Here is a 15,602-nt window from a genome sequence, read left to right on the forward strand (position 1 = left end):
AATAGTGCGCAGTGCCGCCCAATATTAATTGAACATTGCTTTGCAATTTCCCTCATCATTTAATTAATACGTCCCGCATGTATTAATATCTCTAAACCCAACACCCTTATTGTTAAATTTTCGGGGCTTTAACAGCGGAATTACGGGCACTTTTCTGCACTTCGGATTATTTATTTTCAAATAATGCCGTTATTTGCGTGCTATTGTAAGTTGCTTAATCATAGCGTATTATCTATTTATTGGGTAACACTGTGCAACGAAACAACAACTTTTATTCGACAAAACGAACACTTTTATGGAAATATAGACGTATTTTTGCTTTACGAAAGAGCCGTTTTTGCGTTCCAAAACCATAGGTTTTGCACGGTAAAACCTATTGTTTTGCATTGCAAAAGCGGCTCTTTTGCAAATCGACGGAAAAGAAAACGTTTTATCAATGCTTATTTCTGATTTTTCAGCCAAATATTTCTTGCATTTTCAAAATTAACATTTGGAGGTGTAAGTTCTTTTATATTAAGATTTATTTACAGTTGATGCGAACGCTCTCCAAGTAACCTTGTCTAAATAAATCGAACGCAAAAATATCCTAACTTTTCTGCAAAACGATGGGAGTCTTAAAGAAATGGACTATATTTGCATACTTCTAACGATTTAAAACAAGAAATGACAATCGCATTATTAAGAACCATTATTCATTATGGGCTTCATTTCCTTGCGCCTCTGCTGTTTGCACAATGCTTTAAAAGCGAACGCAGGGTGAAAGCGTTTTGGATTATGTTGGCAACAATGCTTGTGGATTTAGACCATTTACTGGCAACACCAATGTTCAATGCGTACCGTTGCAGCGTTGGTTTCCACCCGCTTCATTCTTACTTTATGGTAGGTATTTATGCGCTGATGTGCGTGCTTCCCTATGAAAAAATGAAACTGCCATGGTGGCTTCGCCCCATCGGTATCGGGTTGTTCTTCCATATGCTCACCGATTTGCAGGACTTTTATTTGTGGCGGTTGTGGCTATGACGAACTTTAAAAGAATATAAGAGCTTATCGGCAAGCAAATTTTAAAAGGAAGTAATGGCTATTTGGTGCTTTCGTGTCTTTTTTGTACTTTTGCATAAATAAAACGTAAGGATTATGATATTATCAATGACGGGCTACGGTAAAGCAGTCGTAACCTACAAAGAAAAGAAAATAAGCGTAGAGGTAAAGTCGCTAAACAGCAAAAATCTTGACCTTTCAACCCGCATTGCCCCTTTGTATAGAGAGAAGGAAATGCAAATCAGGCAGACTATTGCCAAGCGTTTGGAACGTGGAAAGATTGATTTCTCGTTGTGGATAGAGAAAGATGCAGCATTAGACGCTGCTCCCATCAATGCCAAACTCGTAGAAAACTACTATCGACAAATAAAGGATATAGCCGCACAAACCCGTATTCCCGAGCCTTCCGACTGGTTTTCTACGTTGCTACGAATGCCCGATGTTACAACGAAAACCGAAATAGAAGTGCTCGACGAAGAAGAATGGGAGGTTGCAAAGGGGGCTATCCGTGAAGCGATAGAAAACTTGATGGATTTCCGCAAACAGGAAGGTGCGGCACTTGAACGTAAATTCCACGAAAAGATTGATAATATAGAAGCTCTTTTGAAGAGTATAGAACCCTACGAAGAAAGCCGTGTTCCGAAAATAAAAGAGAAAATCATAGAAGGCTTGGAACAAGTGGCAAAGGTGGATTACGATAAGAACCGCTTGGAGCAAGAACTGATTTACTATATCGAAAAATTAGATATTAGCGAGGAACGACAGCGTCTGACCAACCATTTGAAGTACTTCCGGGAAACAATGGCGGAAGAAGGGCACGGCGTGGGCAAGAAACTCGGTTTCATCGCACAAGAGATGGGACGCGAAATCAACACAACGGGCTCTAAAAGCAATCAAGCGGAGATGCAAAACATCGTGGTAAAGATGAAAGACGAACTGGAACAGATAAAAGAACAAGTGCTGAACGCACTGTAAAAAAGACAACAGATGCAAGGAAAACTCATTATATTTTCAGCACCGTCAGGAGCAGGTAAAAGTACCATTGTGCAGTGGCTGATGAACGAACACCCTGAATTGAAGTTGGCATTTTCTATCAGTTGCACTACACGTGCACCACGTGGCACGGAGCAAGACGGGGTGGAATACATCTTTCTAAGCCCCGAAGCGTTTAAAAAGAAGATAGATAGCAACGAGTTTCTTGAATACGAGGAAGTTTATACCGACCGTTTCTACGGCACATTGAAAAGCCAAGTAGAAGCGCAGGCTGATAAAGGACAAAACGTTATCTTCGATGTCGATGTGAAAGGCGGTTGCAATATAAAGCAGTTTTACGGCGAAAAGGCACTCAGCTTGTTCATTCAGCCACCTTCCATCGCCGAACTTCGCAAGCGATTGGAAAGCCGACAGACCGACTCGGCTGATGCAATAGAAGACAGAATAGCAAAGGCGGAGTACGAATTGACCTTCGCCGATAAATTCGACCATATTATCGTGAACGACGATTTGGCAAAGGCAAAGGAGGAAGCCTACAACATTATAAAGCAATTCATAGAGGCGTAAGGTTGTAATGAAGGTTGGAATATACGGCGGTTCGTTCAATCCTATCCACAACGGACATATAAAACTGGCAGAAATCTTTCTGCAAGAAGTCCGTTTAGATGAGGTTTGGTTTGTTGTTTCTCCACAAAATCCGTTTAAAATAAACAACAAACTGCTCGACGATACGCTACGCTTGCAGTTGGTTAGAAAAGCATTGAACGGTAAAAACGGTATGGTAGCCTGCGACTACGAGTTTCGTTTGCCGAAGCCTTCTTATACTTGGGACACGTTGCAACGGCTTTCTGCCGACTTTCCAACCTACGAATTTGTCCTTCTGATAGGAGGCGACAATTGGCAAGCGTTCGACAAATGGTATCACGCTGAAGATATTTTAGCCAACTATCGTGTTGCTGTTTATCCGCGAAAGAGCGATGAAACCGTTGAAAAATGCTGCACGTTGCCGTTCGATAATGTTACATTTCTGGATATTCCGTTTATCAATATAAGCAGTACCGATATTCGGCAGCGCATAGAAAACGGACAAACCATAAAGGGTTTGGTGCCCGAATGTATTGAAAAAGATGTGGAGAAATATTATAAAGGAAAATAAAAGACTTGTCCCAAAATAGGATAAGGTGAACGAATAAATGCGTTTTTGTACGAAAACAACGGTAGAATGGCAGAGCAAACATTAAAGGAAAAAACAGCAAAAGGACTGTTTTGGGGAGCATTGAACAATGGTACAATGCAAATTCTGAACGTGCTCATCGGCATCTTACTGGCTCGTTTGCTTTCTAATTCCGACTATGGTTTGATGGGAATGCTTACCGTTTTCACAGCTGTGGTAGGAGCGTTGCAGGAGAGTGGCTTTACTTCTGCAATTGCAAACCTTGAAAATCCCACCGACAACGACTATAATTCTGTGTTTTGGTTCAGTACAATCGTAAGCTGGTGCTCTTATATTGTGCTCTTTTTCAGTGCTCCGCTCATTGCCGATTTCTTCCATCACACAGAACTCATAGCTCTTTCCCGCTTTCTGTTTGTTTCCTTACTGTTCTCTGCTATCGGCACTGCACCCACGGCATACCTGTTTAAAAACATCATGGTAAAGGAGACAACGATTTTGCGTGTGTCGTCTTTGGTTGTCTCGGGCATTGTGGGCATCGTGCTGGCACTGCGCGGTTACGCCTATTGGAGCTTGGCTTGGCAGCAGGTACTGTATATAACACTGACCGGTTTGGGGCGTTTTTTCCTTATTCCGTGGCGTCCATCACTGACGATAGACTTTGCTCCTGTACGCCGTATGTTCTCTTTCAGCTATAAAATATTGGTTACGACGGTGGTAAACGTTATCAGTCAGAATCTGCTGACGTTTATTTTCGGACGACTTTACACAGCCAACGCTGTCGGAAACTTCTCACAGGCGTTCAAATGGGACACAATGGCGAGTACAATGGTGTCGGGAACCACCTCGCAAGTGGCGCAACCGATATTGGTAGAAGTGAAAGCTGAACGTGAAAGGCAAGTCCTTGTATTCCGAAAAATGCTCCGTTTCACCGCTTTTTTGGCTTTTCCTGCAATGTTTGGCTTAGGTATGGTGGCGTATGAGTTTATCATTGTGTTCATTGCCGATAAGTGGATAGATAGCGTTCCGCTGCTTCGCATACTTTGTATCAGTGGTGCTTTCCTGCCTTTCTACACATTATATCAGAACTTAATGATAAGTCGTGGAAAGTCTGATGTGTATTTGTGGGTTACAACTTCGCTTATTGCAGTTCAGCTGTTGTTTGTTTTGTTGTGTCATAGCAAGGGTATGGTGTTTATGGTGAGTGCCTATACGGTGGCTACGGTGCTTTGGTTGTTTGTTTGGCAATACTTTGCGCATCGCGAAATATCCATTCGTCTGTGGGACGTATTGCGCGATATAGTGCCTTATATGGTTGTTTCGGCTGCTATTATGGCTGCGGTTTATATAGCTACGGGCGGCATTCACAACCTTATTGTGCTTTTGTTGGTGCGAATAGCCTTGGCTGTGGTGGCTTATTTCATCGTTATGAAGCTGTTAGGATCTAAAATGCTCAATGAGTGTATTGGCTATTTGCGCCGTAAAAAGTAAAAGTAAAGACATGTATTCGACCTAATCATTCGAAGAAGAAACTTCACTTCTTTGTTTAATTGTAAGCGTATTAAATCTTAAATACCTTAATAAACAAAGATATTCAAGTTATTTTATGCCGCGTTTCAGCTTTTTATTTAGCGTACATGTGTAGCTGCATAACAGGGTAAAAGGCAGCCCGAACCAATCTGATAAATCCCTTTCCTTCGGTATGGAATAGATGTTTATAGTTCTTTATGCAGTGGTATTGCAGTTTCATAAAAGGCAAAATACCGTTCTGCAGTTCTAATTCAAGTATCTTTTTGGCTGCATTTGCTTCTTCGTTATCGGCATTCACATAGTTTAAAAGCGATAGTTTGGCAGCAAAGAGCGGGCGCACTTGTTTTCTCGTTTCGCTGAAATGGGCAATTCCCCACTTTAGTATGTATAGGGCATTGCGCCACGATGGAAGGCTTTTGCTGTAATCGCTGTAAGTCGTTGCAGATGTATGGCGACGGAAATTAACCAGAATTTTGTCGATGAATACGATGCTTTTGTGTGCAGAAGCCGTTATGGAAAGGGCTGCATCGTACATAGAGTATTTGTAAATAGGGTGTGATAAAGGAGGAAGCATGGATATTAGTGCACGGCGAAAGAGCAAAGTGTGTCCCGAAAGGCATAAGAAAACCATACGAATGGCGTGTGTATTGCGTTTCCTTTGGTCGAAATAAGCAAACGAACCATCGGTAGAAAAAGGGCGTGAAAGCCCGGAACAAAGCAAGTTTTTGCCGATACTGTTTATCTGATTCTCTATTTTATCTGTTTCCCAAATGTCGTCTTGGTCGGAAATAGCGATGTATTTGCCTGTTGCCCGTTGCATTGCTGAGAGGAAATTGCCATTTACGCCGTGTTCGGATTGGTTTATATAAACTTTTATTTGGCTATATTGGGAAGCGTATTCTTTAAGAATTTCTACGGTTTCATCGGTAGAATGGTCGTCTTGGATAATTATTTCATGCAACGGATAGGTTTGAGCAAGGATAGAATTCAACTGCTCTCTGATGTATTTTGCACCATTGTAAGTACATAAGACGATAGAAACGCTTGCTTTCATAATCATTTAAAGTTTAGAAATACAGATACCGGACGAGCAGTGAAACATTATAAACGGCAAGATATATTGCAAGTAGAACAAAAAGTGTGCGTAGTGTTTGTCTTGTTCTGCCACAAGTATTGCGAACGAAAAACGCTATGGAAAGAGGAATAACGTAAATCCAATGGGCTGTCATTATATAGACTTCGTTAATGCCAAAGCCTAATCCGATGTGCAATACTATATCCAAAGCCGCAAAAGAAAGGCACAACCACAAGAATTTAGAGTGGCGTCCGCACCATATTCCTACGATGAAAAGGAGGAAAATCAATGCTTCAACTACATAATTGACTATCCAATCGTAGGCAACAATCACAGGACGGGTTGTCATCACATCTTTCAACGTGTGTTTTTGGTGTAGTTGTATGGATTCGCCGAATAGATTTTCTACGATTGTTTCTGTACGGGAAGTAGATACATCGGTCCAATTCAGAAAGCGTTTGTTGCTTACAGGCTTGCCCGAATGTGCCTTTTGAGGTTGCTTGGCTTCTGCTCTTAGCACTTCTTTGCGGTGCGCTTTCCACATCTTTTGGAAAGTTTGTTCCTGCTTTGTACTATCTTTAATGTGCGTAGTGTCCTTAAATGCCGCGAACATTGCTTTGCGTTCAGCTCTGATAGCGTTGCGCTTCTTTACCTTACTTGCCTTAACTTTATCTGCAATAAACTGTTCGTGCTGCCATTCGCCTATTGCAAAGATGGCTGCAGCAGGGAGAATAATAGCCAAAAAGATATTTTTTATCGTGAAGAACCGCTTTCCTCGTGTGAAAAAATTGCATAGAAAAACTTTTAAACCGTTATTCAATGAGATGCCGGCAGTTAGCATAAACAGCAGAACGGTCTGCCAAATGCTCATTTCTTTCTGTTCTTTCAATTGCTTTCCTGCAATATATAGCGTTAGCAGAAGCATAAACAACGACAGAATAAAGTGGTCAGGGGCTATGCTCGATAATAAAACGTGAGCAAAAGAATAAAGAATAAAAGCAAGAATTGCCGAATCGAACGAAGCTATTCCTATAATATGGCGTTGTATTCTCAGCATAAGAACAAAGCCATAAGTAGAAAAGAAGATTAAAACAGCTGCAACAATATAAACCGAAAAGTTTATTCCTGTTGCGTGAATGAGCAGTTGATTTAATAAAGAAAAGGGGTAATAGAAGAATGCCAGTAAAGGGTGGCGGTTCACATCGTAGACTAACGACCAGTCGGAAACGACTAAATAGGTAAGCGGATCGAAGCCTGAAAGGTGGTAATTGTCTACAAACTGCTTGTAGTAATTGCCCGATGGCTCCGCGAATAATGGCATATACTTCGCAATGGCAACTGTTTGCAAAAGTAATTGCCATACAAAGAACAAGCCAACAGGTAGACGTTCTTCTCTTTTTATGCTAAGAAAACCTACAATAGCGTTCATACAAGATAGTAAATGATTTGTCCACCATTATAAATCCATAGCCAACTTGTAAGCAAAATCAACACTAAACGCAAGATAAAGCGCGATTGGCGCGAAAGAATGCGCAGCAAATAGCCGATGGAAATGGGGATTATGAAAGCCCACCCTGCTGTCATGATATACACTTCATTAATTGCGAAGCCCATAATGATATGTAATGTGAAATCGCAAGCAAACCATAATAACAGCATTTTCATAAATTTGTAATGCCACCCCGCCACTACTCCAATCACAAACAGCAATACAATGAGTGCTTCGATAACATAATTGACTATCCAACTATACTTTACAAAGATAGGACGATCCCACGAAACATCTTTCAAAAGATATTCTTGATGCAGCTGGATAGGCTCGCCAAAGAAGTTTTCAATCAGTGTTTCCGTGCGAGAAGTCGAGATGTCCATTAGCTTTCCTATGCCTTCGCTGCTCGCTGCCTGCCCTGTGTGAGCGTGTAACCACGCATTTCGCTTCTTTGTGTGGGCTTCAAACTTTCCCGGCTGTTTCTTTTTCTTGTTGCTTACAATCTTTTTGGTAACTTCCTCTTGCGGAACTTCTACTTGATAGTACTGCATTTGCTGAATAGCAAATAGCAAAGCCAGTGGTAGAATGATGCCGACAGTAAGATATTTAAAGCTGAAAAACTTTCTTCCATTTGTGAAAAGACCTGCCAAAATAGTCTTCCCTGCGTTGGAAACTGCCATTCCTACCGTAAAGAATACCAAGAGAAACGATTGCCATACATTAATCAGCTTGCCTTGTTTCTGTCGTATTCCTGCAATGTAAAGGGTCATTGTAAGCAGCATAAACGATATTATAAAATGGTCAGGAACCATCGCAGGTATCAGAATATGCCCAAACGAGAATAGGAAAAGCGTGAGCAGTGTGGCGTCTTTTCGTTGCAATTCAAGCACCTCGCGCAAAATACGATAGGTGAAAATAACAGAATAGAATGCTGAAAAGATAATGATTATCGCCATAAAGAATACCGCAAAGTTGATACCTACAGCGTCTATAAGCCAGTGATTCAGCCAATATAGCGGATAAAGCAGCGTCAGAAACAGCGGGTGGCGAATGGTTTCAAAGTGGACACGCATACAAGAGATGGTTATCCACGACCAGTTGTCATAGCCGGACATACGGAAATTCTTGGTGAATAACGACCAAAAACCTCCATGTGCACCCATTGTATAGACGCCAAAGTGGCTACTTATGAGCAGCACATTGAAAGCCAAGAAGACAAAAAGCATAGCAAATGCCAATAAACGTTCTTCTTTTTTTACTGCAAAAATACCAAATACAGACATTCTTCCTTATTTAAAGTGCCTGCAAAGTTACATATTTATAATATATTTTCCAAGTATTGTTGGGCAACTCTTTATTATATAACGATATTATTTCCGCTTTAGAAACAAACGCACCAATATAAAGTTTATGGGAACACAGATACCAAAAACAGGAATCATAGCAATGTTCTTAGGCAATCCAAGCCAAAGAAAAAGAGTTAGGAAAATCGTTTGTAGCCCATAATTAATAATGTGTGCAAACGTAAAACCTGCTCCCTTCTTTGCTGTAGATTTCACTTTGAACGTGAATTTTGTTGAAGCTATGTAGTTAAAGATAAAGCTCAGCAGATAGCCCACGGTGTTAGAAATTCGTGGTTCTATCCATTTAATCAACAAAAGATATATGCTATATTGCATTGCAGTAGCCAAAACGCCTACTATGCCAAAACGAACGATTTCACCGTAGTTTTCGTTCCTTCTTCCTCGAAAAGGCTTATAATAGCTTCTATTCGCTTCTTCCAGCAAGTAACGGTCGCCTTTGCTGTCGCCAAAAGCTATCAGCTCGTAAGCCTTTCTATATGGAAAGGCACGCTTCAGTCGTTTTATTTTTTCTTTTCCATAGCAGTTCTTTGTAAGAAACTGCCCTGTTATGGTGCCCAACCGAACGTCTATGTGTGTTCCTTCCACTTTGATTTTATCACCAAATTCCTCAAAAAACGGTTTCACCCAGTTCTCTATGCTGGCGGTAATAACAATTACACTGTCGCCCTCGTCCAATGCTTTGCGAATTGTTTCCAGCCCACTTTGCCGCATAATGCTTTGCTTTTCAGTGGCAAAATCTTTGCAAAGCCTGTTAAACTCGTCTATTTCCATTCCTTTGAAAAACCACGAGAACACACGTTGTTTGGCTTTCCAGTTCGGGTAAAGTCGCAGTTTCATCAATACAAGGATAGGCGAGAACAGGAAGAAACCCCAAAAAGCTTTTCCAAATCCTTTGGAAAATTCGATGAATTCGACGAATGTATCCTTTTTCGTCAGTGTTCCGTCAAAGTCGAAGGCATATACTTTCATACACTACAAGAAATATATTATGACAAGGAATGTAAGGCCAAAGCCCATTACAATGAACTGTATGAAACGGTCGCGGAGGATAACTTTCGTCGGGTCGCCGCTTTTTTTGTCCACCACGGCAATCTGTATATAGCGCAGCAAACCCAAGAGAACGAAGACGCTTGTTAAATAAAGGTTCTCCGTATGGAAGTTCGCAATCGTTTCAGGGCTTACCGTGTACATTATGTAGCACACCAAAGTAACACTTGCCGTTATGGTAATGGCTTGATTAATGAACGTTAGATTGTAGCGAATGGTGTTCTTTCTGGGTGCTTCGCCTGTTTCGTTCATACGCAAGACATCGTCGCGGCGTTTGGCAAACGAGAGAAAAAGCATAAGCAGGAAGGTCATCAGCACAATCCATTTGCTGAGTGGTATGTCGGTAGCCATACCTCCTGCCAAAATACGCAATACGAAACCAAACGCCACAATGCAAACATCAATGATGGCGTGTTGCTTCAAATACAAACAGTAAGCAACGTTCAAAGCCCAATAAAAGCCGATGACTCCGCCCGTTTCTATGCGCTGCTTGGGTAGAAAAAGTAGCGAAATCATCGATAAAATCACCATAATACCCATAATGGCATAGCCTTGTGCAATGCTTATTTTGCCCGATGCTAAAGGTCGATTGCACTTTTTAGGGTGGCGGCGGTCGTCAGCAACATCAACAATATCGTTCAGGCAGTAGATAGAAGAAGCGATAAACGAGAATGCTATCATCGTTATGCAACCTTCGTAGAGCGATTCTATGTTTCCCAAAGCTCTACCAAAGAAGATGGGAAACAATACAACAAGGTTCTTTATCCACTGATGCGGTCGTATTAATCTGGTAATTTCCTTCATTTTTCTAACTCTTTTCGATTTTCATTGTTATCTTCTCTACTCCCTTGTGCAGAAGCCACGCAAAGGGTAAAACTATTGCAAGCGTTGCAAGGAACTTTGCCCAATAGTGCCAACCAAGTTGTTCGATGTAGATAAGTATGAAGTGGTTGTGCAGCAAATATATCTCTAAACTGATGCTGCCCACGAATATAAGTGCCTTGTGCAGGCGTTTATCAGACCACTTATCCAATGCGATGCAAAGCAACAGTATGCCTGTTATGGTGAGCGGAATATACAGCATACGTTCCAAGAATAGCGGAAAGCGTCCGTGCCGTGCCTGTTCCAAGTAGATACAAGTCGCAAGCATACCTGTAAATGTCAATAATATGAGCCAAATGGAACTGCTTTCCAATGTCTTTTTCTCTTTTACTGCCGCTCCAAAGTTCAGTCCGATGAAGTAAATAGGTACACGACTCCAGAATATTTCGATGTGTCCAACAGTCTCGTGGATAGGTGAAACATATTGCACTACAACGCACCAAGCTATCATAAGTGCAGGAATCCATCGGTAGGTAGGGTGCTTTATGATGAGCGACAGGTAGGCGGGTGTAACCAAATACAGCATCATGGCTGCCGGAATATACCAAAACGTAAGTTCATCGTGCAGCCAAAAGTCCCAGTTTATCGCAATATCGCCGATTAAATCGATGATATTTGTGCTGTGTCCGCTGTGCTGTACCCAACTAACAGAGAGGAAGTCGGGTATGTAATACAGCGATGCCACGACAAGCCACGCAGGATAAATGCGCAAAAGTCGTTTTCTAAGGAACTGCATAGCATCGGCATTCTTCGTCCATGAATACCAAAGTCCGACACCACTAAGAAAGAAAAACATATCGACACCGATGTTTCCCATACGTCGAAGACCAAAGAACATATCCGTGCGCGGCACTCCAACATGGAAAAGCATAACGAACAATATCGCTAAGCCCATCAGTTCACCACGAAACCGGCTAATGTTTGCAAGTTCTATTTCCTTTCTTTTCATTTCACAACTTTGGTGAAGGCACACGCCTCATTATTTCTTTGAACAACCACGCCACACAGATAGAAGCAATGATATAGAGCAACAGTCCCGTCCAATAGTCGCCAGCACGCGATATAGGGATAATTATTTTTCGTGTAATGGGGTGCGAAATAAACAGTGCTGCCGATATAACGCCCAGCCAATCGAAGGTTTTTGCTATTCCAAAAGTGTACTTGGGATAGTGCATGTTCCAATACGAAAGCAGTTTAACAAAGCTGATACCTGCCGAACACACAAACATAGGCACGAAAAGCCACGTTGAAAAATGGTTGCTGCCAAACCGAATGAAGAGCAACGAGACTATAAGCGTTGCCCCGTAAATGCATAAAGGCACATCTCGCATATACTTTGCGTAGAGCAAACCCAGACCAAAAGGCAACATTCCACCGACAAAATTGTACCGCCAGCGGTTTAATGGCTCGCCGTTGGGGTCGCACGATAGTTCGATAATAGTGCAAACAGCGATAAAAGCCACCACCCGCGTCCGGCCTTTTTTGTACAAGAACAAGCGGTAAACAATGTATAGCTGAAGCATTAAGCCGAAAAACCAATAGGGTCCCGGCCATATAATATCGTCGGGATTGGGCAGAAGGTTGTTGAACAAGCCCATTTGTGCCACAATATCCATCACTTCGTAATGGTGCTGTCCTTCTGTCATAGCATCGATTAATATGAAAGCTGCAAAGCCAACTATCATCATACGGAAGAGTTTCAGCCAATGGTAGCGCAAAAAGCTAAAAGCATTGGGTTCGTTTGCAGTGCTATTGTCGGAACGGCTTTGCGTTCTCGCACCTTCATACTTCATTACCAGGCCGTAAGCGACAGGAAAAGGAAGATGGGCACGCCATAATGCCCAAAGAACGATAGCAGGTGGAAAAACGTGCGTTCGTTGAAATCGTGTGCCATAACATTGTTGAACCAGTCCACATTGTGTTGGTTGAATTGGTATTCGTTCTCTTTTACAATAGGACGAAGCCAATGGCAGTAGTTATGAAGCACTATACCGACAATGGCAATGCCTCGCAAGATGTTGCACTCTGTGCGGTTCAGCATCTTGTCGGTCATACCTTTGCGGGCAGAACTATTTGTGTTGCTATCCATTTTTATTGCTTGTAATCTTTAAAAATCTACGGTTTCATCGCCATTTTCCGTTTGTGTTCAGCCACCAAATCGTCGTAGTTTATTTGGTTTTTAAGTATTCGCGGACGCTTCTCGTTGTATTGCGGACTCAGAATGTCGTACTCTTTGTGATAGTCCTTTGCCTTTATTCCCGCCAAGTGGAGCAGCAAATGGGGCAAAGCGTCGGTCATAAAGCGTTTATCCCTTACCGCCTTTATTTGTTCAAACACCTTCGGATGTTTTTCAATATACTTTGGCGAGCAGTATATCCAGAACGGAACTGCAAACTCGTAACGCGCCAAATCGTAATCAATCTCGGCAGAATGGTTGCGACATATAATGTCTCGCTTGCCTTCAAAACACTCTTCGCCGTGGTCGGGCATATAGATAACCACTGCTTCTTCGTTGGCAAAGCGTTTCACTATTTGGTCTACTATCGAATCGTTGTACAAGATTGCATTGTCGTAGTGTGCCAACATATAGCGGCGTTGCTTCGTCAGTTCCGGGCGTTTTTGCTCATAATCCTTGGCTCTGAAGTGCTTTCGGCTTTTCGGGTAGCGTTGGTTGTACGACACGTGGCTGCCGATGAGGTGGAATATAATTAGGTTGTTTTCTTTGTTTTCTGCCTTCAACTTGTTGTCATAGTCGGCAAGTAACCCCTCGTCGAATGTGTGCAGGCGCGTATTGCGTGTATCGAACATCGACTCTGACAACTCCTTGTGGTTCAGGAAAAAGCCGCCGCTGAAGTCGTAGACAGCCTCTTTGGCTTGTGGAAGGAACTGATTGGTGATGAAAGACACGTGGTAGCCTGCCTTGCGGAATAGCTGTGGGAAGAGTGGATAGTCGCACCACTCGCCTTTCTGTCCTACAACGTGCATCGAAAAAACGTTTTTGAACACAAAACTGGTAAGGTTCCACGGAGCTACAACATCGCTGAAAGGCACAAGAAGTCCCGATTTTTCCAAGGCAACTTGGCGTGGCGTGGTCTCCATAAAGTAGCCATACTGCTGCGAATGGTGCGGTCCCATACTTTCGCCGATGATTAAAACAATGTTCTTTGCATCGAAAGTGCAACTCTGAACCGTCGCGTGGTCTTTCGCTTCTACCAATCGTTCGATTTGTTGCGCTGCCAAATGGTTGGCATAAAGACTGAATATAAGTCGATAAACAGGCGTGTAGAACACTGCGCAATCGGGTGTCGTAAGTTCGTGTTCCACTGCACCAATCGTTTTCAACGAGAACATCTGCACCATTTCGCGCTTGTTGTGGAACGACGAAATTGCCGAAACAACGAAGAAAACGAGTACGATTATCCCGATGAAATGGGCACTTTTATCTTTTAAGATGCTTAGGAAGAGTGGATATTTTATGCCTTTTCGCTTGCGGTAGATATTCCACACTGCGAGCAAGCACTGCACTACGATGATGAGCAAGAGCAATCCGACGCTCGACGTGAGCACTTCGGAATTGACATAGCTGCTGAAAAACTCGCCTGCCTCGCGCTTGTCGGTTTCTGCTGCCAATAGCAACATCGATGGATTAAGGGGCGATTGGAATTTTACCCAACAGAAAAGGTCGGCTATACTTGTGGCGTAGGCGATGATATAAAACGCTCCAACCACCCAACGGCGCACGCATTTGGGTATCAGCGAAAGGAGAATGCAGACGATATAAAGGTCGAAAAACAGTTCCAGCCATAAGTTTCCATATACCGATGCGTCCTCTCGAATGGCAGGAAGTTCCGCATAAGAAACAACGATACCAACGAGATACATAAAGAAGAAAAAGCAGAAATTGCTCCTGATAGGATAGCTTGCTTTCTCTGAAATTTTGGAAACAACGTTTAAAACATTCATTTTCTATACTTTGGGGACAAAGGTACGGCAAAAAAAAGGATTAATCAAGTTTTACTACCTAATTATCTTCTTTCAGCAAATAAGCAACTTTGAATGTGGCGTGTTTTATTTTCGGTGGTTGCATAAGGCTATTCTTTAAAATCTGAATATTCGTTAAAACGACTCCGATAGTGTTAATTTCAAGAGCCTTAACTTCGAAATTACGGGCACTTTTCTGCACTTCAAATTATTTATTTGCAAATAACGCCACTATTTACGTGCTACTGTAAGTGATTTATTTATAGGCAGTTGTATCTTTATAGGGTAGTGCTGTGCAGCGGAACCACATCTTCTACGTTACAAAACAAACACTTTTATGCGCGTATAGACCACATTTTCTGCTCCGTCGTCATCTTTTCGGTATGCAAAAGAGCCGTTTTCGCGTTCCAAAACCGTAGGTTTTGCACGGTAAAACCTACGGTTTTGCATTGCAAAAGCGGCTCTTTCACTTTTCAAGCCCTATTTTCCTGCTCTCTTTTTCTCTATTTCACCCTTTCAGCTTGTGTTAAATTTATTGTCCCATTTACTTGATTTTAGAACAATAAATCGGAAATGGTATCAGCTGCGATTGCTTTAAAATTAGTGTCTTTGCATTGGTAAATACAACGATGAAAATAACCTTCTTGACGCATCTTTGTTGTGATTAGCTTTAAAATTAGTACCTTTGCATTAGTAAATACAACTGTTCAAATGAAATAAGAAAGGGGTTGCTTATTTATCAAAAATAAAAGCGAGGCAATTCGTTCCTTACGTCCGCCGTCCTAATTCTTAGTTCTGCCACACGTGGCAAGTCCGCGTCATACGGTTGGATAGTGGTGTACTTGTCGCCTCTTCGGGTTGATGCCAACACTCGCTGTCGATTCAGCCTGTGGAAATCTCTATCACCCGCGAGAATATTCCCTGTTATTGAACCCGATTGTTGGCACTGCTTTTTGCAAAGGTAGCTAATTATTTCAATAAAACAATGATAATCAGACAAAACATGAATTTACGAGAATTGGAAGGTTGATT

The 15,602-nt window shown here is 42.1% G+C and carries 12 protein-coding genes and 1 pseudogene; 5 read left to right on the forward strand and 8 right to left on the reverse strand.

The window, feature by feature from the left end; genetic code table 11:
• Window positions 1–663 precede the first annotated feature (663 nt).
• From JCM15124_RS11425 to JCM15124_RS14320, 5 genes are all read left to right on the forward strand, one after another.
• A complete protein-coding gene (locus JCM15124_RS11425) occupies window positions 664–1,020 on the forward strand; it encodes a DUF6122 family protein (protein WP_024999505.1) in 357 nt (118 codons plus the stop codon).
• A gap of 114 nt (window positions 1,021–1,134) precedes the next feature.
• Window positions 1,135–2,013 carry a YicC/YloC family endoribonuclease gene (locus JCM15124_RS11430; protein ID WP_024999506.1) on the forward strand — a complete coding sequence of 293 codons (879 nt, stop codon included), beginning with the start codon at window positions 1,135–1,137 and terminating at the stop codon, window positions 2,011–2,013.
• Between the two features lie 12 nt (window positions 2,014–2,025).
• A complete protein-coding gene (gene gmk, locus JCM15124_RS11435; RefSeq protein ID WP_024999507.1) occupies window positions 2,026–2,598 on the forward strand; it encodes a guanylate kinase in 573 nt (190 codons plus the stop codon).
• A 7-nt stretch (window positions 2,599–2,605) separates the two neighbouring features.
• Window positions 2,606–3,187, forward strand: a complete 582-nt coding sequence (gene nadD / locus JCM15124_RS11440; RefSeq protein WP_024999508.1) for a nicotinate (nicotinamide) nucleotide adenylyltransferase — start codon at window positions 2,606–2,608, stop codon at window positions 3,185–3,187.
• Window positions 3,188–3,253: 66 nt separating this feature from the next.
• Complete coding sequence (locus JCM15124_RS14320) at window positions 3,254–4,693, forward strand: lipopolysaccharide biosynthesis protein (protein WP_036885440.1); 1,440 nt, start codon at window positions 3,254–3,256, stop codon at window positions 4,691–4,693.
• Between the two features lie 133 nt (window positions 4,694–4,826).
• On the opposite strand, the gene JCM15124_RS11450 is transcribed toward JCM15124_RS14320, so the two are convergent.
• The 8 genes and pseudogenes from JCM15124_RS11450 to JCM15124_RS11485 form a co-directional block, all read right to left on the reverse strand.
• Window positions 4,827–5,786: a glycosyltransferase gene (locus tag JCM15124_RS11450; protein WP_024999509.1), complete on the reverse strand. Its 960-nt coding sequence runs from the start codon at window positions 5,784–5,786 to the stop codon at window positions 4,827–4,829.
• Window positions 5,787–5,799: 13 nt separating this feature from the next.
• Entirely contained in the window at window positions 5,800–7,236 is a 1,437-nt protein-coding gene (locus JCM15124_RS11455; protein WP_024999510.1) for a DUF6080 domain-containing protein, read from the reverse strand.
• Window positions 7,233–8,579, reverse strand: coding sequence for a DUF6080 domain-containing protein (locus JCM15124_RS11460; RefSeq protein ID WP_024999511.1), 1,347 nt, complete (start codon window positions 8,577–8,579; stop codon window positions 7,233–7,235). The genes JCM15124_RS11455 and JCM15124_RS11460 overlap by 4 nt, the downstream gene beginning before the upstream one ends.
• A gap of 87 nt (window positions 8,580–8,666) precedes the next feature.
• Entirely contained in the window at window positions 8,667–9,629 is a 963-nt protein-coding gene (locus tag JCM15124_RS11465) for an HAD-IB family phosphatase (protein WP_024999512.1), read from the reverse strand.
• Between the two features lie 3 nt (window positions 9,630–9,632).
• A complete protein-coding gene (locus JCM15124_RS11470; RefSeq protein ID WP_024999513.1) occupies window positions 9,633–10,511 on the reverse strand; it encodes a decaprenyl-phosphate phosphoribosyltransferase in 879 nt (292 codons plus the stop codon).
• Window positions 10,512–10,515: 4 nt separating this feature from the next.
• Window positions 10,516–11,538, reverse strand: coding sequence for an acyltransferase family protein (locus JCM15124_RS11475; RefSeq protein ID WP_024999514.1), 1,023 nt, complete (start codon window positions 11,536–11,538; stop codon window positions 10,516–10,518).
• 1 nt (window position 11,539) lies between these two features.
• Window positions 11,540–12,642, reverse strand: a pseudogene (locus JCM15124_RS14325) (acyltransferase family protein).
• A 62-nt stretch (window positions 12,643–12,704) separates the two neighbouring features.
• Window positions 12,705–14,552, reverse strand: a complete 1,848-nt coding sequence (locus tag JCM15124_RS11485) for a phosphoethanolamine transferase (protein ID WP_024999515.1) — start codon at window positions 14,550–14,552, stop codon at window positions 12,705–12,707.
• Window positions 14,553–15,602 lie beyond the last annotated feature (1,050 nt).

It is taken from the genome of Prevotella falsenii DSM 22864 = JCM 15124, from assembly GCF_000613945.1.
Classification (GTDB): domain Bacteria; phylum Bacteroidota; class Bacteroidia; order Bacteroidales; family Bacteroidaceae; genus Prevotella; species Prevotella falsenii.

What these genes read in the sequence shown, in the direction of transcription:
- JCM15124_RS11425 (WP_024999505.1), top strand. Translation starts at nt 664, where the DNA reads ATGACAATCGCATTATTAAGAACCATTATTCATTATGGGCTTCATTTC.
- JCM15124_RS11430 (WP_024999506.1), top strand. Translation starts at nt 1,135, where the DNA reads ATGATATTATCAATGACGGGCTACGGTAAAGCAGTCGTAACCTACAAA.
- gmk (WP_024999507.1), top strand. Translation starts at nt 2,026, where the DNA reads ATGCAAGGAAAACTCATTATATTTTCAGCACCGTCAGGAGCAGGTAAA.
- nadD (WP_024999508.1), top strand. Translation starts at nt 2,606, where the DNA reads ATGAAGGTTGGAATATACGGCGGTTCGTTCAATCCTATCCACAACGGA.
- JCM15124_RS14320 (WP_036885440.1), top strand. Translation starts at nt 3,254, where the DNA reads ATGGCAGAGCAAACATTAAAGGAAAAAACAGCAAAAGGACTGTTTTGG.
- JCM15124_RS11450 (WP_024999509.1), bottom strand. Translation starts at nt 5,786, where the DNA reads ATGAAAGCAAGCGTTTCTATCGTCTTATGTACTTACAATGGTGCAAAA.
- JCM15124_RS11455 (WP_024999510.1), bottom strand. Translation starts at nt 7,236, where the DNA reads ATGAACGCTATTGTAGGTTTTCTTAGCATAAAAAGAGAAGAACGTCTA.
- JCM15124_RS11460 (WP_024999511.1), bottom strand. Translation starts at nt 8,579, where the DNA reads ATGTCTGTATTTGGTATTTTTGCAGTAAAAAAAGAAGAACGTTTATTG.
- JCM15124_RS11465 (WP_024999512.1), bottom strand. Translation starts at nt 9,629, where the DNA reads ATGAAAGTATATGCCTTCGACTTTGACGGAACACTGACGAAAAAGGAT.
- JCM15124_RS11470 (WP_024999513.1), bottom strand. Translation starts at nt 10,511, where the DNA reads ATGAAGGAAATTACCAGATTAATACGACCGCATCAGTGGATAAAGAAC.
- JCM15124_RS11475 (WP_024999514.1), bottom strand. Translation starts at nt 11,538, where the DNA reads ATGAAAAGAAAGGAAATAGAACTTGCAAACATTAGCCGGTTTCGTGGT.
- JCM15124_RS11485 (WP_024999515.1), bottom strand. Translation starts at nt 14,552, where the DNA reads ATGAATGTTTTAAACGTTGTTTCCAAAATTTCAGAGAAAGCAAGCTAT.